This is a genomic window from Streptomyces sp. NPDC005195 (assembly GCF_040608315.1).
Classification (GTDB): domain Bacteria; phylum Actinomycetota; class Actinomycetes; order Streptomycetales; family Streptomycetaceae; genus Streptomyces; species Streptomyces kaempferi.
Genome location: NZ_JBEXHZ010000033.1, coordinates 1 through 16,678, shown reverse-complemented (window position 1 = coordinate 16,678; position 16,678 = coordinate 1). Strand labels below are relative to the sequence as shown.

Sequence of the window (16,678 nt, the reverse complement as noted above, 5' to 3'; positions counted from 1 at the left end):
CTAGTGGACGCCCATCCAGCTCTCGATGGGGTGGAGGGCGTAGAAGACGAGGAAGATCACCGTCAGGCCCCACATGAACGCCCCGATCTCCCGGACCTTGCCCTGGGCGACCTTGATGGCGACGTACGAGAGGACTCCGGCCGCGACGCCCGCGGTGATGGAGTAGGTGAACGGCATGATCACGACGGTGAGGAAGACCGGGATCGCCGTGGCGCGGTCGGCCCAGTCGACGTGCCGGGCGTTCATCATCATCATGGCGCCGATGACGACCAGGGCCGCCGCCGCGACCTCGCCGGGGACGATCGCCGTCAGCGGGGTGAAGAAGAGGCAGGCGGCGAAGAACAGGCCGGTGACGACGGAGGACAGGCCGGTGCGGGCGCCCTCGCCGACCCCCGTCGCGGACTCGACGAACACCGTCTGGCCGGAGGCGCCGGCGACCCCGCCGACCGCTCCGCCCGCGCCGTCGATGAACAGCGCCTTGGACAGCCCCGGCATCCGGCCCTGCGCGTCGGCGAGTCCCGCCTCCGTGCCGACGCCGATGATGGTGGCCATCGCGTCGAAGAACCCGGCGAGGACGAGGGTGAAGACGATCATGCCGACCGTCATCGCGCCCACGTCGCCCCAGCCGCCGAACTCGACCTGGCCGAAGAGCGAGAAGTCCGGCATCGAGACGGCGCCGCCGTGCAGTTCGGGTGCGCCGCTCGCCCACTGCCCGGGTGCGATGACGCCGAGGGTGTTGAGGACCACGGCCAGTACGGTGCCGCCGACGATGCCGATCAGGATCGCGCCGGGGACACCGCGCGCCTGGAGCATGAAGATGGCGAGCAGGGTCACCGCGAAGAGCAGGACCGGCCAGCCGGCGAGTTCACCGCTCGCCCCGAGGGTGACGGGGGTGGCCTTGCCCTGGTGCACGAAGCCGGCCTTGTAGAAGCCGATCAGCGCGACGAACAGGCCGATGCCCATGGTGATCGCGTGCTTCAGCGCCAGCGGTATCGCGTTCATGATCATCTCACGCAGGCCGGTGACGACGAGCAGCATGATGACCACGCCGTACATCACGCACATACCCATGGCCTGCGGCCAGGTCATCTGCGGGGCGACCTGGGAGGAGAGCACTCCGGAGACGGAGAGTCCGGCCGCGAGGGCGAGCGGCACCTTGCCGACGAAGCCCATCAGGAGGGTGCTGAAGGCCGCGGCGAACGCGGTCGCGGTGATCAGCGCCTGCTGGCCGAGCGTGTTCCCGGCCGCGTCCTTGCCGGACAGGATCAGGGGGTTGAGGAGGAGGATGTACGCCATCGCCATGAAGGTGGTGACGCCGCCACGCACCTCGCGCGCGACGGTCGATCCCCGCAGGGTGATGTGAAAGTAGCGGTCGAGCCAGGACCGTCCGGCCGGGACGCGGGTACCCGCACCCGCGTCGTCGGCGACGGTCCTGGGCTCCACGGACTGGTGGGTCATGGTGCCAACTCCCAAGGTTCACAGGGGCACCCGCGTCGGCCGCCGATGGCGACCGAGGTCAACCGCCTTTGCGGCTGCGGGATTTGGGAAGGTGCACGACCCGGGGGACGGCCCGAGACGAACGGAGGGGTGGCAGGGGGGAACAAGTCCCGCCTGGCCCTCGGGGGTTACTTGCCGGTGAGGTGCTCGGGACGTACCGGCGTCCGGTTGAGCTCCAGCCCCGTCGCGTTCCGGATCGCCGCGAGGACGGCCGGGGTGGACGACAGGGTGGGGGCCTCGCCGATGCCACGGAGCCCGTACGGGGCGTGGTCGTCGGCGAGTTCGAGCACGTCGACCGGGATGGTCGGCGTGTCGAGGATCGTGGGGATCAGGTAGTCCGTGAAGGAGGGGTTGCGCACCTTCGCGGTGACGGGGTCGACGATGATCTCCTCCATCACCGCGATGCCGAGGCCCTGGGTGGTGCCGCCTTGGATCTGGCCGACCACCGACAGCGGGTTGAGCGCCTTGCCGACGTCCTGGGCGCAGGCCAGTTCGATGACCTTGACCAGGCCGAGTTCGGTGTCGACCTCGACGACGGCGCGGTGCGCGGCGAACGAGTACTGGACGTGGCCGAAGCCCTGTCCGGTGCGCAGGTCGAAGGGCTGCGTGGGACGGTGCCGCCATTCCGCCTCGATCTCGACGGCCTCGTCCTCCAGCACGTCCGCCAGGTCCGCGAGCACCTCGCCCGCGTCGGTGACGACCTTGCCGCCCTCCAGCAGCAGTTCCGCCGTCGCCCACGCGGGGTGGTACGTGCCGAACTTGCGGCGGCCCCTCTCCAGGACCTTCTCGCGCACCAGCTCGCAGGAGTTCTTGACGGCGCCGCCGGTGACGTACGTCTGACGCGACGCGGACGTCGAACCGGCGCTGCCCACCTGGGTGTCGGCGGGGTGGATGGTCACCTGCGCGACGCCGAGCTCGGTGCGGGCGATCTGCGCGTGGACGGTGACACCGCCCTGGCCGACCTCCGCCATCGCGGTGTGCACGGTCGCGACCGGCTCACCGCCCACCACCTCCATGCGGACCCTGGCGGTCGAGTAGTCGTCGAAGCCCTCGGAGAAGCCGACGTTCTTGATGCCGACGGCGTACCCGACACCGCGCACGACGCCCTCGCCGTGCGTGGTGTTGGACAGGCCGCCCGGCAACTGCCGTACGTCGGCCCCCTCGGAGCTCTCCCACTGGCGCTCCGGCGGCAGCGGCATCGCCTTGACGCGGCGCAGCAGTTCGGCGACCGGGGCCGGCGAGTCGACGGGCTGTCCGGTCGGCAGCAGGGTGCCCTGCTCCATCGCGTTGAGCTGCCGGAAGGCGACCCGGTCCATACCGACCGCGTCCGCCAGCCTGTCCATCTGGGCCTCGTAGGCGAAGCACGCCTGGACCGCGCCGAAGCCGCGCATCGCGCCGCAGGGCGGGTTGTTGGTGTAGAGCGCGATGGCCTCGATGTCGACGTCCTCGACGACGTACGGGCCGACGCTCAGCGAGGAGGCGTTGCCGACGACCGCCGGGGAGGCGGACGCGTAGGCGCCGCCGTCCAGCACGATGCGGGCCTTCATGTGGGTGAGCTTGCCGTCCTTGGTCGCCCCGTGCTCGTAGTAGAGCTTCGCGGGGTGGCGGTGGACGTGTCCGAAGAAGGACTCGAAGCGGTTGTAGACGATCTTGACCGGTCTGCCGGTGCGCAGGGCCAGCAGACAGGCGTGGATCTGCATCGACAGGTCCTCGCGGCCGCCGAAGGCGCCGCCGACGCCGGAGAGCGTCATCCGGACCTTGTCCTCGGGCAGGCCGAGGACGGGGGCGATCTGCTTGAGGTCCGAGTGCAGCCACTGGGTGGCGATGTACAGCTCGACGCCGCCGTCCTCGCAGGGCACGGCGAGACCGGACTCCGGGCCGAGGAAGGCCTGGTCCTGCATGCCGAAGGTGTACTCGCCCCTGACGACGAAGTCGGCCTTCTTCGCGGCCTCTTCGGCGTCGCCGCGGACGATCGACTGGCGGTGCACGATGTTCGGGTGCGGGACGTGGCCGATGTGGTGGTCGTCGCGGCCCTCGTGGACGAGGATCGCGTCGGGCGCGGTCGCGGACGCCTCGTCCGTGATGACCGGCAGTTCCTTGTACTCCACCTTGATCTTGGCGGCGGCGCGGCGCGCGGTCTCCGGGTGGTCGGCGGCGACGATCGCGACGGGCTCGCCGTGGTGGCGGACCTTGCCGTGGGCGAGGACCGGCGTGTCCTGGATCTCCAGGCCGTAGGTCTTCACCGCGGTGGGCAGGTCGTCGTAGGTCAGGACCGCGTGGACGCCGGGTTGCGCGAGGGCCTCGGAGGTGTCGATGGACACGATCTCGGCGTGGGCGACGGTGGAGCGCAGGATCTGGCCCCAGAGCATGTCCTCGTGCCACATGTCGGACGAGTACGCGAACTCTCCGGTGACCTTGAGGATGCCGTCCGGGCGGAGCGTGGACTCGCCGATGCCGCCCTTGGACTCGGTACCCTGGGTGATCTTGGTGGGTGTGCCGGTGGTTCCCATGGTCAGACCGCCTCGGACTGCCGGGCGGCCGCGAGGCGGACCGCGTCCATGATCTTCTCGTAGCCGGTGCAGCGGCAGAGGTTCCCGGAGAGCGCCTCGCGGATGTCCGCGTCGCTCGGGCTCGGGTTGCGCTCCAGCATCTCGTCCGCGGCGACCAGCAGACCCGGGGTGCAGAAGCCGCACTGGACGGCGCCGGCGTCGATGAACGCCTGCTGGACCGGGGAGAGTTCGGTGCCTTCGCCGGTCTGCGAGTCATGGCCCTTGGCGCCCCACCGCCGGGCCTGGTCCAGCGATGTCCCGCACGAGCCGGTTCCGCAGGAACGCTGCTGGGCGTACTCCGCGAGCCCCTCCACGGTGACGACCTCGCGGCCTTCGGCCTGACCGGCCGCGACCAGGCACGAACACACCGGCACGCCGTCGAGGCGGACGGTGCAGGAACCGCACTCGCCCTGCTCGCAGGCGTTCTTGGAACCGGGCAGACCGAGCCGTTCCCGCAGCACGTACAGCAGGGACTCGCCCTCCCACACGTCGTCGGCTTCCTGCGGACGCCCGTTGACCGTGAAATTGACGCGCATTACGCGACTCCCTCCGTCGCGGCGGTGCCGCGGTACGACTCCCAGGTCCAGGTGAGGGTGCGGCGCGCCATCACGCCGACCGCGTGGCGGCGGTAGCTCGCCGTGCCCCGGACGTCGTCGATCGGGTTGCAGGCGGCGGAGCACAGGTCCGCGAACTGCTTGGCGACCGACGGGGTGATGATCCTGCCGTTGTCCCAGAAGCCGCCCTCCTCGAGCGCCGCGTTCAGGAACTCCTCGGCGGTCTTGGCGCGGACCGGGGTCGGCGCGGCGGAGCCGATGCCGGTGCGCACCGTGCGGGACGCCGGGTGCAGGGCCAGACCGAAGGCGCACACCGCGATCACCATCGCGTTGCGGGTGCCGACCTTGGAGTACTGCTGCGGGCCGTCGGCCTTCTTGACGTGGACGGCCCTGATCAGCTCGTCGGCGGCGAGCGCGTTGCGCTTCACGCCGGTGTAGAACGCGTCGATCGGGATCAGCCGGGTCCCGCGTACCGACTCGGCCTCGACCTCCGCGCCCGCCGCGAGCAGGGCCGGGTGGGCGTCACCGGCCGGGGACGCGGTGCCGAGGTTGCCGCCGACGCCGCCGCGGTTGCGGATCTGCGGGGAGGCGACGGTGTGGGAGGCCAGGGCCAGGCCGGGGAGCTCGCCGCGCAGGTTCTCCATGATCTGGGTGTACGGGACGGAGGCGCCCAGACGCACGCTCTCCTCACCGACCTCCCACTCGCTCAGCTCACCGACGCGGTTCAGGTCGAGGAGGTACTCGGGCCGGCGGTGGTCGAAGTTGATCTCGACCATCACATCGGTGCCCCCCGCAATCGGCACAGCGGTGGGGTGCTCGGCCTTCGCGGCGAGCGCCTCCTCCCAGCTGGCGGGGCGAAGGAAGTCCATGAGTGGCTCTCTTCTTCTTCGTCGAAGGTCGTATCGATCAAGCCAGATCGTGTGCGGCGGCCCCGGCTCGTTCATGAGTTGTTCACGCGGATCGAGGTCAGTACACAGCGCCGTCCTCCACCGGGGTCAGTCACCGAAACCATGAAGGAGTTGGCTGGCCAGGACACTCATCTTGTAGATTCATATGAACGGGAGGCGTCAGTAACCTCTCCGGTTTCCCAGTGAAACACCCAGCACATGCCGGGACCTGGGAAGACGGCTCACGGGCGCGTCCGCCCGGCTACCCACCTTCAGATCCATCGTAGATTTCGAGACAAGAACGGCGGCGACGAGAATGCGGCTGCGCGCACTGCTGGACACCGACGCGCTGGGCCTGCGGCTGCTCGGCGGCGAGGGCGAGCTCGACCGCACCGTACGCGGTGTGATGACCACCGACCTCAAGGACCCCAGCCGCTATCTCTCGGGCGGCGAACTGGTCCTCACCGGTCTCGCCTGGCGGCACGCCGCCGCGGACTCCGAGCCCTTCGTGCGCATCCTCGCGGGCGCCGGGGTCGCGGCCCTCGCCGCGGGCGAGGCGGAGCTCGGTGACATCCCCGAGGACCTGGTCCTGGCCTGCGCCCGGCACCGGATGCCCCTGTTCGCCGTGAACGAGTCGGTGGCCTTCGCGACGATCACCGAACACGTCGTACGGCAGGTCTCGGGCGAGCGCGCCGGCGACCTGGCGGCCGTGGTGGACCGGCACCGGCGGATGATGACGTCCGGCCCGGCGGGGGGCGGCCCCGACGTGGTCCTCGACCTGCTCGGCTCCGACCTGGACCTGCGGGCCTGGGTCCTGTCGCCCACCGGGCGGCCGGTCGCGGGCTCGAAGCCGGCGGGGGCGGCGCTGTCCGCCGACGTGTGCGCGCGACTGGCCGCCGAGCACCTCGCGGCCGTGCGCACCGGACGGCGCGGGCCGCACCGGGTCGTGGTGGGCACGACGCCGTACTCCCTCTTCCCGGTCCGGTCGTCCGGACGCTCCACGGGGGCGGGGCGCGACGTGCGTGAGACCGTGCTCTCCGACTGGCTGCTCGCGGTCGAGGCGGACGCCGGGGACTGGCCCGCGGAACGGCTCGACCTGCTCCAGGGTGTCACCCAGCTGATCGCCGTCGAACGCGACCGCCGGGACGCGGCGCGCACGGTACGCCGGCGTCTCGCGCAGGAGGTCCTCGAACTGGTGCAGTCGGGAGCCGCGCCCGCGGAGATCGCGGCCCGGCTGCGGGTCGCCGCGCCGGTGCTGCTGCCCGGACTCGGGGCGGCCCCGCACTGGCAGGTGGTGGTGGCCCGCGTCGAGTGGGACGGCGGCGAGATGGACGGCGGACCGGTCGCCCAGGCGCTCCTGGAGGAGATGCTCGTCGAACCGCCGGCGACCGGCCCCGAGTACGCGGACCGCATCGCCGTCGCCCACACGGACGGCGAGGCGATCGCGCTCGTCCCCCTTCCGGCGGTCTCCTCCGAACACGACGGCCCGGAGACCGGGCTGCTCGCGGACTCGCTCCTGGCTGCCGTCCGCGAACCTCTCTCGGCGGGCCTGAACGACGACGGGAGGCTCACCCTCGGCGTCAGCGCCGCGGTGCACTCGGCGGAGGGCCTGCGCGGCGCCCTGGAGGAGGCCCGGCACGCGCGCCGGGTCGCCGCCGCACGCCCCGGCCGGGTCTGCGCGGCCGGACACCAGGAACTGGCCTCCCACGTCCTGCTGCTGCCCTTCGTACCCGACGACGTGCGCCGGGCCTTCACCGCACGGCTCCTCGAACCGCTGCGCGACTACGACCGCCGCCACCGCGCCGAACTGATCCCCACCCTGGAGGCCTTCCTCGACTGCGACGGCTCCTGGACACGCTGCGCCGCCCGTCTCCACCTGCACGTCAACACACTGCGCTACCGGGTGGGGCGTATCGAGCAGTTGACGGGCAGGGACCTCTCCCGCCTGGAGGACAAACTCGACTTCTTCCTGGCCCTGCGCATGAGTTGAGGTCACGGGGCGGTGCGGGGCGTGTCGCGAAGTGGCACCCCTGTCGCACGACTTTGTGAAATCCTTCACCCAGCCCCTTGGCCGGGTGCCTTGATCCGTGCTGAGATGCCACCACTCAACAGCTCAATGGCGTGCTCGGGGAGGGCAACGTGGCGCATACCGCCATGTCTGGTTCCGGAACGAACGCAGGGAACGATCCACTCCAGACCGCGGTATGGCGGTTGCGCTCGCGCGCCTGCTGGGTCGACGCGGCCGCGCTGATCCAGCCTGTGACGGCTGACGCGTCGCTGCAGAGGGCCTCGCTCCTCGTCGAGCGGTGTCTGTACACCGAGCAGGGCTGGGCGGAGGCCGAGGACGCGCTCCGCACGGCCGAGGCGGTGGCCCGCAGCGACGACGAGCGGGGCGCCGCGGCCTGTGAGCGCGGACAACTCGCCTACGCGGCCACCCTGCTCGGGGTACGCGACCGGGCGGACGAGGCACGGGCGGCGCTCGGCCGGGCCGCCGCCCTGATCGCGCCCGGGGCGCCGGGCCGCGCGCTCCTGGACTTCCGGCGCGGGCTGCTCGCCGAGAACCTCGCGCAGTCCCCGCAGGCCGCCCGCGCCGCCTACCGCCGCGCCCACGCGGGCGCCTCCGCCCAGGGCGACCCGCTGCTGCTGTCCTTCACCTGGCGGCACCTTGCCGGACTCGCCCTGCGGGAGGGCGAGTTGGCGGAGGCCCGGCACGGATTCGGGGAATCCCTCAGGATTCGCGAGGAGTTGGGCTATCTGGTGGGAACGGCTCCGGCGCTGGCGTCCCTCGCGGACGCCGAGACCGAGCCGGAGGCGTCCCGGCTGCGCGCGGAGGCGGGACGGCTGTTCCGGCTCCTCGGGGGCGTACCGACGTGGCTGGCACGGCAGTTGAGCCCGCCAGCCGCCACCGCCTGACACCGCCGGCGGGCGCGGGGGCGGCTGCTCCCCGCGCCCTACCGAGGCCGTCCGACGCCACCTGCGCTCCGGCTAGCCGCTCTGGACCGTCGACAGCAGGTCGCGGGCGAACGTCTCGACGGTGGTGCGGAGTTCGGGGTCGTGGGCCACGTAGACGACCGCGGCCACGACCACGAGAAGGAGCAGGAGGCCACTCAGGCGGCCGCCCCGGCCGCCCCGGGCTCCCTGGACGGAGCCGTGGGCCGCAGGACGGTACGGATGCGGCGCGCCGGTGTGGCGGCCGTGCGCCATGTGGTGCAGGTCGCGGTGGTGCCGGACATGGTTCTGATGGATCCGCTGGGCCTGCTGGGCCTGTTGCGTCGCCTGCCAGGACGGGTCGGGCATCGGTGTCTCCCCCGGTTTCGGTCAGCTCGCGCCGTGTACCGGTGGGCACGCGGACCGGGCTGTACGGGGTTCCCTCCGACGCGGCCCGCGACCGGGCCCGTACGAAGCCGTTACGTCCAGGGCCGGAACGCCACATACCGGCCGCGAGCGGGCGGGCAGGACGTTCGCAACCTCACAGGGCAATACACCTAGGAGCCCGCGAAGTGCTCCCGCACGAGGGACTGGACGACGGGCAGGTCCTGGACGATCAGGGCCTCCAGGAGGGCGGCGTGCTCGGCGGCGTCGGCCACCAGGTCGGCGCGGCCGCGGGAGACGGGACCGCCGACCAGCGGCCACTGGGCGCGGCGGTGCAGGTCCTCGGCGATCTGTACGAGCTGGTCGTTGCCCGCGAGGGCGAGGACGGCACGGTGGAAGGCGCGGTCGCTCTCGGCGTAGGTGGCGCGGGAACCGGTGGACGCGGCCCGCACCGTGGCCTCGGCGAGCGGGCGCAGTTCGGCCCAGCGCGCGGCGGCCACCGTGCGCGCGAGACGCAGCATCACCGGGACCTCGATGAGCGCGCGGACCTCGGCGAGTTCGGCCAGCTGGCGCGTCCCGCGCCGGACGACCCGGAAACCCCGGTTCGGCACGACCTCGACGGCGCCCTCCAGGGCCAGCTGCTGCATCGCCTCCCGTACCGGAGTGGCGGACACACCGAACCGCTCGCCGAGCACGGGCGCCGAGTACACCTCGCCGGGGACGAGCTCTCCCCCGACGAGAGCGGTGCGCAGGGCGTCGAGGACCTGCCCGCGGACCGAGGCGCGCTGCACCACCGGGCGCGCGGCCTCCACGCGGGGCTGCGGGTTCTCCACCGGAGGGCACGGCAGGGGCACCTCACTGTGTGTGTGCTCACCGCGGGCCGCCGCGCCGACCGTGGACGCGGCGACGTCGCGCTCCCGGTCCCGCTCGCCCTCCCGGCGCCGTTCCGGCATCCGCGACTGGGCGGGCACCCGGACGGCCGCCGTACGCATGTCCGGGGCGCCGCGCCCGGTGGAGCCGTGCGTGCCCAGCGAACCGGCCTGCTCCACGGGGGCCTCCTCCGGGCTTGGTGGTACTTGGGAGTCAATGCGGCGGTTGTTACCCGTCCGTCAAGCACCATAGGCGCACACGGCCCCAGTTCAAACATCCGGAATTACGGGTAAGGTTAGCCTTACCTGTCAACGATCGTGAAGCGGTGGTCACCGGATGTCCGCTCCCGCCCTGGCCGCAGGCGCCACGGCCCGCCCCGGCACCCGTCCGGCGCCCTCGGCAGTCACGGACGCCTACAGCCGGCTGACCGAGGTCCTTCCCGCGCTGAGCGTCACGGAGCTGGACCCGGGCGAGACGGCCCCCGAGGACTTCGGCTGGGCCCGCGCGGACCGGCTCGCGGCGGGCGGGGCGGAGCTCGACGCCTTCCTCGCCTGGGACGAGGCGCAGATCGTCCGGGACTACGGCCGGCGGGCACGCCCGGACGTCGTCGCCACGTTCGGGCTGCACCGGTACGCCTGGCCGGCCTGCCTCCTGATCACCGTCCCGTGGTTCCTGGATCGCCGCGTGCCCCGGTTCCCTGTGGAGCACGTCACATTCCAGCGCACCCTCGGCCGGATGGCCGTGCGGACCGGTGAGTTCGCCTGTCTGCCGGACGACCCCGCGGCCACCCTCCCCGGCGCCCGCGTCGTACCGGACGAGGAGGCCCTGCGGGCCGAGGTGCGGGCCGCGGTGGCCGCGCACCTGGAGCCGGTCCTGGGCGGTTTCGGCCCCCGCATGCGACGCCGCGGCCGCGCCCTGTGGGGCATGGCCACCGACGAGATCGTCGAGGGCCTCTGGTACGTCGCCGGCCTCCTCGGAGAGGAGGAGCGCGCGCTGCGCGAACTGGAGCTCCTGCTGCCGGGCACGACCCGGCCCTACGTCGGGTCCGCCGCGTTCCGTGAGCTGGCCGGCCCGGACGGCGGAACCCTGACCACCCGCGACCGCGCGAGCTGCTGCCTCTTCTACACACTGCGCCCCGACGACGCCTGCCCCACCTGCCCGCGCGTCTGCGACGCGGAGCGGGTCGTCAAGTTGACGGCCGACCTCGCCAGTTGAGACACCCCGTCACCGGGCCGGGTCCTGAGTGCCCTAAGATCAACTCCGACGGAGACACCCCTCAGGTCACAGGTACTTCACAACTTCCTCACTTGTCGCAGGAACTTTCCGTTGAACCATCCGTACGGGTAATCTCATTCGCACTCAGCTCCCGTCCCTCGCGCGGCAGTTCGAGCAGAATGTCGCCCTGCGCATCCCTTGGCACTCCCTTGGCGGCCTCTTGCCGCGAAACCCCCTGAGGGGCGACGGGCTTGGGCCAATATGGCGGGCGTTACGCCCTATCCCAATGCAAGGGACCCCAGATGAGACTGACCGACATATCGCTGAATTGGCTGCTTCCGGGCGCCGTTTTGCTCCTGGGACTGCTGGCGGCGGTGGCGGTGCTCGCGCGCGGCAAGCGGTCCGGGGACGGCGCGGGCAGCAGTAACGACGAATCATGGGAGCGCACCGAGGAGCGCCGCCGGCGCAAGGAGGCCGTCTACGGCACGGCTTCCTACGTGCTGCTCTTCTGCTGTGCCGCGGTTGCCGCCGCGCTGTCCTTCCACGGCCTGGTCGGCTTCGGCCAGCAGAACCTCGGGCTGACCGACGGCTGGGAGTACCTCGTCCCCTTCGGTCTGGACGGCGCGGCCATGTTCTGCTCCGTCCTCGCGGTGCGCGAGGCCAGTCACGGCGACGCGGCGCTCGGCTCCCGCATACTCGTGTGGACCTTCGCCGGTGCCGCGGCCTGGTTCAACTGGGTGCACGCGCCGCGGGGCGTGGACCACTCGGGCGCTCCCCAGTTCTTCGCGGGCATGTCCCTGTCGGCCGCCGTGCTGTTCGACCGGGCGCTGAAGCAGACCCGCCGTGCCGCGCTGCGCGAGCAGGGCCTGGTCCCGCGCCCGCTGCCGCAGATCCGGATAGTCCGCTGGCTGCGCGCTCCGCGTGAGACGTACAGCGCCTGGTCGCTGATGCTCCTGGAGAACGTCCGCACCCTGGACGAGGCCGTGGACGAGGTGCGCGAGGACAAGCGCCAGAAGGAGCAGACGCGTCTGCGCCGCCGCAACGAGGAGCGGGTCGAGCGCGCGCACCTGAAGGCGCTCAGCCGCGGTCACCGGGGCCTGCCGGGGCGCGCGAGCGCACGGGCGCAGCTCGAGACGACCGTGGAGCGCGCTCCCGCCCAGGCCTCTACGGAGCCTGCTCTATCGGGGCCGGAGCTGCCCGTACGCTCGCGGCCCTCCCTGCAGCCGGTCCGCAAGAGCGCTGACCCGATAACCGTCGACCTCACGGTGGAGGACGACACCATGGCCCTGCCGCGGCTCGACTCCCTGGAGCGCAAGCTCAAGGACCTGGAGCAGCAGTTCGGCTGACGTCCCGTCTGGCGGGACCCGGGTCAAGTCCCGGTGGTCCGGCCGGAATCCGGCCGGACCCGGACACGAGTGACGCCCGGACGGGAGTTCCGCCCGGACCAGGGTGACGCCCGGACGGGAGTTCCGTCCGGACAGGAATTACGGCGGCGCGGTGACTACACCGCGCCGCCGTCCAGTTCGAACCAGACCGACTTGCCGACGCCGTGGGCCCGGACGCCCCACGCGTCCGCGAGGGACTGTACGAGGACGAGTCCTCTGCCGTGCGTACCGTCGTCGGCGTCCGGTACCCGCGGCCTGGGCCTGCGTCCCACGAAGTCCCGTACCTCCACCCGTAGTCCGGAAGGCCGGACGGTGGCTGTCAGGACCGCGTCGTGATCGGTGTGGATGAGAGCGTTGGTGACGAGCTCGCTGGTCAGCAGCTCGGCTATCTCGGACTTTCCCGGCCTCCCCCAGTGCCGTAAGAGTTCCCTCAGCGCTCTGCGGGCCTCGGGCACCGCCCGTAGGTCCGCCCTCGCCAGCCTGCGCCTGAGTTGCGCGGTGGCGGGATGATCCGCCGCACTCCCGGACGTCTCCTCCATCATCGCCTTTGCCGTGGAGGCCCCGATCGCAACGGGACCGCGTCCTCTTACCTGCCTTCTCATGACCCCCGCCTGCATGCCGATGCCGATTCCCCTCGTGATCGAACATGTTCACGGGAATCCATGCCCTCCTACGCGAGACGGCAGTCATGTCGATTCGTCAACCCTCGGCCATGGGGGAGCGAAAGCGTGCCGGCGTGACAGGCCGGTGCCCCCGGGACCGGTCCGCCCGCGCTCCGGGGACCGGCGGTCACCCTCGGGAGGCGCGCACCCGCCGGGGTGATCCGGTCGGCCGGGCGACAGGCCTGGGCCGGACGCCGTCGATGTCGTAGGGACGGCGGACCTTCCCGGACGCGGCGACCGGTGGAGCCCGCGCTCCGGGCCGCGTACGAGCGCTCCGCGGGCGTCGCGGCTGTCGCGGTCGTCACGGATTCGGCGAAAAAGCCCTGGTGGGCGGTCGGGATGCCGCCACGGGCGGACGGCAATCCCGCTCGGGTGCGGCGCCCTGCTCTCCGTACGAGAACGTCCTGCCCGCCTCGGCCGAGGCCCGGGGTGCCCCCGTACCGGCCTCCCTCACCGCTGCGCGGCCTCTCCGCGTGCCGCGCTCCGTCGGGCGCGTGAGGGGGGAAGTGAGCCGGAGCGCGAACGGCTCGCGACAGCGGCGCGTTTGACGGCGGCGCGCCCCCCGGAGCCTCCTGTGCGGACCGGCGTACCGAGCGCGGGCGCTCGGCCCGTCTACCGACTCTCGGCTGCGTGTCCGGCCGTACTCGACAGGGACACGTGGTCCGGCCGCGGCAGCGGGCCGACCGCCCGTCACCCGCGTCGGCACCACACCCCCGCGAGGCAGGGCCCCTAAAGCCTCGGCACGTTCCTGATGTTCGAGCGGGCCATCTGGAGCATGCGGCCGACTCCGCCGTCGAGGACGATCTTCGACGCCGACAGCGCGAAGCCGGTCACCATGTCCGCGCTGATCTTCGGCGGGATGGACAGGGCGTTGGGGTCCGTGACGATGTCGACGAGGGCGGGGCCCTTGTGCTTGAAGGCTTCCTTGAGGGCGCCTGCCAGCTGCCGGGGCTTCTCGACGCGGATCCCGTGGGCGCCGCAGGCCCGGGCCACGGCCGCGAAGTCGGGGTTCTTGTTGGTGGTCCCGTACGACGGCAGCCCGGCGACCAGCATCTCCAACTCGACCATGCCCAAGGACGAGTTGTTGAAGAGGACGACCTTCACCGGCAGGTCGTACTGGACGAGGGTGAGGAAGTCACCCATCAGCATGGAGAAACCGCCGTCGCCGGACATCGACACGACCTGGCGTGCGCGGTCGCTGAACTGGGCGCCGATCGCCATCGGCAGCGCGTTCGCCATCGAGCCGTGCGAGAACGAACCGATGATGCGGCGGCGGCCGTTGGGCGTGATGTAGCGCGCCGCCCAGACGTTGCACATCCCGGTGTCGACGGTGAACACCGCGTCGTCGTCGGCGAGTTCGTCCACCACCGAGGCGACGTACTCGGGGTGGATCGGAACGTGCTTCTCGACCTTCCGGGTGTACGCCTTCACCACACCTTCGAGGGTGTCCGCGTGCTTCTTCAGCATCTTGTCCAGGAAGCGGCGGTCCCCCTTGGACCGCACCCGCGGGGTGAGACAGCGCAGGGTCTCCTTGACGTCGCCCCAGACCGCCAGGTCCAGCTTCGAGCGCCGGCCCAGGTGTTCGGGGCGGACGTCGACCTGAGCGATCTTCACGTCGTCCGGGAGGAAGGCGTTGTAGGGGAAGTCGGTGCCGAGGAGGATGAGCAGGTCGCACTCGTGCGTGGCCTCGTAGGCGGCGCCGTAGCCGAGCAGACCGCTCATGCCGACGTCGAACGGGTTGTCGTACTGAATCCACTCCTTGCCGCGCAGCGCGTGTCCGACCGGTGACTTGATCTTCTCCGCGAACTCCATGACCTCGATGTGCGCCCCCGCCGTCCCGCTGCCGCAGAAGAGGGTGACCCGGTCGGCCTCGTCGATCAGCGCGACGAGCCTGTCGATCTCGGCGTCGCCGGGGCGGACGCTCGGCCGGGAGGTGACGAGGGCGGTCTCGACGGTCTTCTCCGGGGCGGGCGCGGCGGCGATGTCGCCGGGGAGCGAGACGACGCTGACCCCCGACTGGCCGATCGCGTGCTGGATGGCGGTCTGCAGCAGCCTGGGCATCTGCTTCGGGTTGGAGATCAGCTCGCTGTAGTGGCTGCACTCGCTGAAGAGCCGGTCGGGATGGGTCGCCTGGAAGTAGCCGAGGCCGATCTCGCTGGAGGGGATCTGCGAGGCGAGGGCGAGCACCGGGGCCATGGAGCGGTGGGCGTCGTACAGGCCGTTGATGAGATGGAGGTTGCCGGGGCCGCAGGAGCCGGCGCAGGCGGTGAGCCGGCCCGTGATCTGGGCCTCCGCGCCCGCGGCGAAGGCGGCGGTCTCCTCGTGCCGGACATGGATCCAGTCGATCGCGGAATTGCGCCGGATCGCGTCGACGACGGGGTTGAGGCTGTCACCGACGACGCCGTACAGGCGCTTGACCCCCGCGCGGGCGAGGATGTCGACGAACTGTTCGGCGACGTTCTGCTTGGCCATGCTGCACGCACCCCTCAGTGGTCCTGGACCCCTTGAGTCCGTCCTCTGGGGTCCATGAATTCACAGGGAACGCGGTTACGCCTCCCAAACAGCCGCGGCGGTCCGGTCGTCCGCGTATCCCTTGACCCTCACCTGGGTGTCGGCCAGGAACGCGGCCAGCCCCGGCGGGCCGCCCGTGGACCAGCGGGTCGTCAGGTGCTCGCAGAGCCCCGGTTCACCGCGCAGGGGATCGGCGAGGCCGCCCGTGCACAACAGGAGCGTGTCACCCGGCCGGGCGACGGAGGCACGGAAACGGAAGGGGGCACGCGGTGGGGCGGGGGCGGGCTCGTACGGGCTCGGGGGCGTCGTGATGCCCAGGTCCATGGTGAGCCGGTCGCCCTCGGGGGTCTCGTGGGGCAGCGACCCGAAGCCGACCACCGGCTCTCCGGTGATGTCGCCGGTCCGCGGCTCGATGTCCTGCCACTCGCCGTCCCGCAGCCGGAAGAGACCGCCGTCGCCGACGCCGAAGAAGACCCGTGTACGGCACTCGGGGTCCGCGGTGAGCAGCAGACAGCGCAGGCTCGCCGTGTAGTCCTCGGGCTCGACGCCCTGCTCGGCCGCGCTCGCGCGCAGCTTGCCGAGACTGCGGTCGGTGAGGCGGTGCAGCCCCGACTTCAGGTCCCCGCGCCGGGCGGCCCGGATGTCCTCGGCGAGCCGTGCGTGACTGCGCCCGACGGCCCGTCCTATCCACCGGCAGGCCTCGGCCGCCGCCCGGTGCGCTCCGGGGGTGGCACGGGCCCCGGTCGCCATCGCCACCAGCACCAGCGCCTCCTCCCCCGTCCCGAAGCGGGCGGTCAGCAGGGCGTCGCGGCGCGGCTCACCCCGGTAGCGCGCGGAGTCGCCGCGCACGGAGACCGCCCGCAGGGTGCTGGTCCCGTAACGCGCCCCGTCCAGCACGGTGTCGGAGACCAGGTCGTCGAGGCCGTCCGGGTCGGCGGGCGGGAGCGCGGTGGGTTCGGCGTCGTAGGTGGGCGGGCCCGAGCCCAGGTGGGCCACGGAGGGCCGCTCCTGGGAAGCGACGGGCACGGGTTCGTACGGCGCGGGGACGGACAGGCCGGGGCGGGTGGGCGACGGAGCGGCGGCGGGGGGCCCGGCCGCCGGGGTGTGCGGGGCCCAGGTGTCGGGCTGTGCGGCGCCCGGGGAGGCCGTGGGCGGCCGGAGCGGGGCCGGGGTGTCCAGCGGGGCCCCGGGAGGCCGCGGCGACGCTGCAGCCGGGCTGGCCGACGCGGGCGACGT

The 16,678-nt window shown here is 72.1% G+C and carries 13 protein-coding genes; 4 read left to right on the top strand and 9 right to left on the bottom strand.

Annotated features, from left to right (window positions below):
• The 4 genes from ABZV34_RS26820 to ABZV34_RS26805 form a co-directional block, all read right to left on the bottom strand.
• Positions 1–1,458, bottom strand: a complete 1,458-nt coding sequence (locus tag ABZV34_RS26820) for an NCS2 family permease (protein WP_356281639.1) — start codon at positions 1,456–1,458, stop codon at positions 1–3.
• A 167-nt stretch (positions 1,459–1,625) separates the two neighbouring features.
• Complete coding sequence (locus ABZV34_RS26815) at positions 1,626–4,007, bottom strand: molybdopterin cofactor-binding domain-containing protein (protein ID WP_356281636.1); 2,382 nt, start codon at positions 4,005–4,007, stop codon at positions 1,626–1,628.
• 2 nt (positions 4,008–4,009) lie between these two features.
• Positions 4,010–4,582 (bottom strand): (2Fe-2S)-binding protein, encoded by a 573-nt coding sequence (locus tag ABZV34_RS26810; RefSeq protein ID WP_356281633.1) that lies wholly within the window; start codon positions 4,580–4,582, stop codon positions 4,010–4,012.
• Positions 4,582–5,469 (bottom strand): FAD binding domain-containing protein, encoded by an 888-nt coding sequence (locus ABZV34_RS26805; protein WP_356281630.1) that lies wholly within the window; start codon positions 5,467–5,469, stop codon positions 4,582–4,584. Before ABZV34_RS26805 ends, ABZV34_RS26810 begins: the two co-directional genes overlap by 1 nt.
• A 334-nt stretch (positions 5,470–5,803) precedes the next feature.
• Between ABZV34_RS26805 and ABZV34_RS26800 the strand changes: the two genes are divergently transcribed.
• The gene (locus tag ABZV34_RS26800; protein WP_356281627.1) at positions 5,804–7,477 is read left to right on the top strand and encodes a PucR family transcriptional regulator ligand-binding domain-containing protein; all 1,674 of its coding nucleotides are present in this window, start codon (positions 5,804–5,806) and stop codon (positions 7,475–7,477) included.
• 149 nt (positions 7,478–7,626) lie between these two features.
• A complete protein-coding gene (locus ABZV34_RS26795) occupies positions 7,627–8,400 on the top strand; it encodes a hypothetical protein (RefSeq protein WP_356281624.1) in 774 nt (257 codons plus the stop codon).
• Between the two features lie 72 nt (positions 8,401–8,472).
• Here ABZV34_RS26795 and ABZV34_RS26790 read toward each other — a convergent pair whose 3' ends face one another.
• Positions 8,473–8,784, bottom strand: a complete 312-nt coding sequence (locus ABZV34_RS26790; protein WP_356281622.1) for a hypothetical protein — start codon at positions 8,782–8,784, stop codon at positions 8,473–8,475.
• A 188-nt stretch (positions 8,785–8,972) separates the two neighbouring features.
• Entirely contained in the window at positions 8,973–9,791 is an 819-nt protein-coding gene (locus ABZV34_RS26785; protein WP_356281736.1) for a GntR family transcriptional regulator, read from the bottom strand.
• A 214-nt stretch (positions 9,792–10,005) separates the two neighbouring features.
• Here ABZV34_RS26785 and ABZV34_RS26780 point away from each other — a divergent pair, with 214 nt between their 5' ends.
• Both ABZV34_RS26780 and ABZV34_RS26775 read left to right on the top strand, forming a co-directional pair.
• Complete coding sequence (locus tag ABZV34_RS26780) at positions 10,006–10,884, top strand: (2Fe-2S)-binding protein (protein ID WP_356281619.1); 879 nt, start codon at positions 10,006–10,008, stop codon at positions 10,882–10,884.
• 302 nt (positions 10,885–11,186) lie between these two features.
• Entirely contained in the window at positions 11,187–12,230 is a 1,044-nt protein-coding gene (locus tag ABZV34_RS26775) for a DUF2637 domain-containing protein (RefSeq protein ID WP_356281616.1), read from the top strand.
• A 155-nt stretch (positions 12,231–12,385) separates the two neighbouring features.
• Here the strand turns inward: ABZV34_RS26775 and ABZV34_RS26770 are convergent, their stop codons facing one another.
• From ABZV34_RS26770 to ABZV34_RS26760, 3 genes are all read right to left on the bottom strand, one after another.
• Complete coding sequence (locus ABZV34_RS26770; protein WP_356281733.1) at positions 12,386–12,808, bottom strand: ATP-binding protein; 423 nt, start codon at positions 12,806–12,808, stop codon at positions 12,386–12,388.
• A gap of 852 nt (positions 12,809–13,660) precedes the next feature.
• Positions 13,661–15,403 carry a pyruvate dehydrogenase gene (locus ABZV34_RS26765; RefSeq protein ID WP_356281614.1) on the bottom strand — a complete coding sequence of 581 codons (1,743 nt, stop codon included), beginning with the start codon at positions 15,401–15,403 and terminating at the stop codon, positions 13,661–13,663.
• Positions 15,404–15,478: 75 nt separating this feature from the next.
• Positions 15,479–16,495, bottom strand: coding sequence for a PP2C family serine/threonine-protein phosphatase (locus tag ABZV34_RS26760; protein ID WP_356281730.1), 1,017 nt, complete (start codon positions 16,493–16,495; stop codon positions 15,479–15,481).
• Positions 16,496–16,678 lie beyond the last annotated feature (183 nt).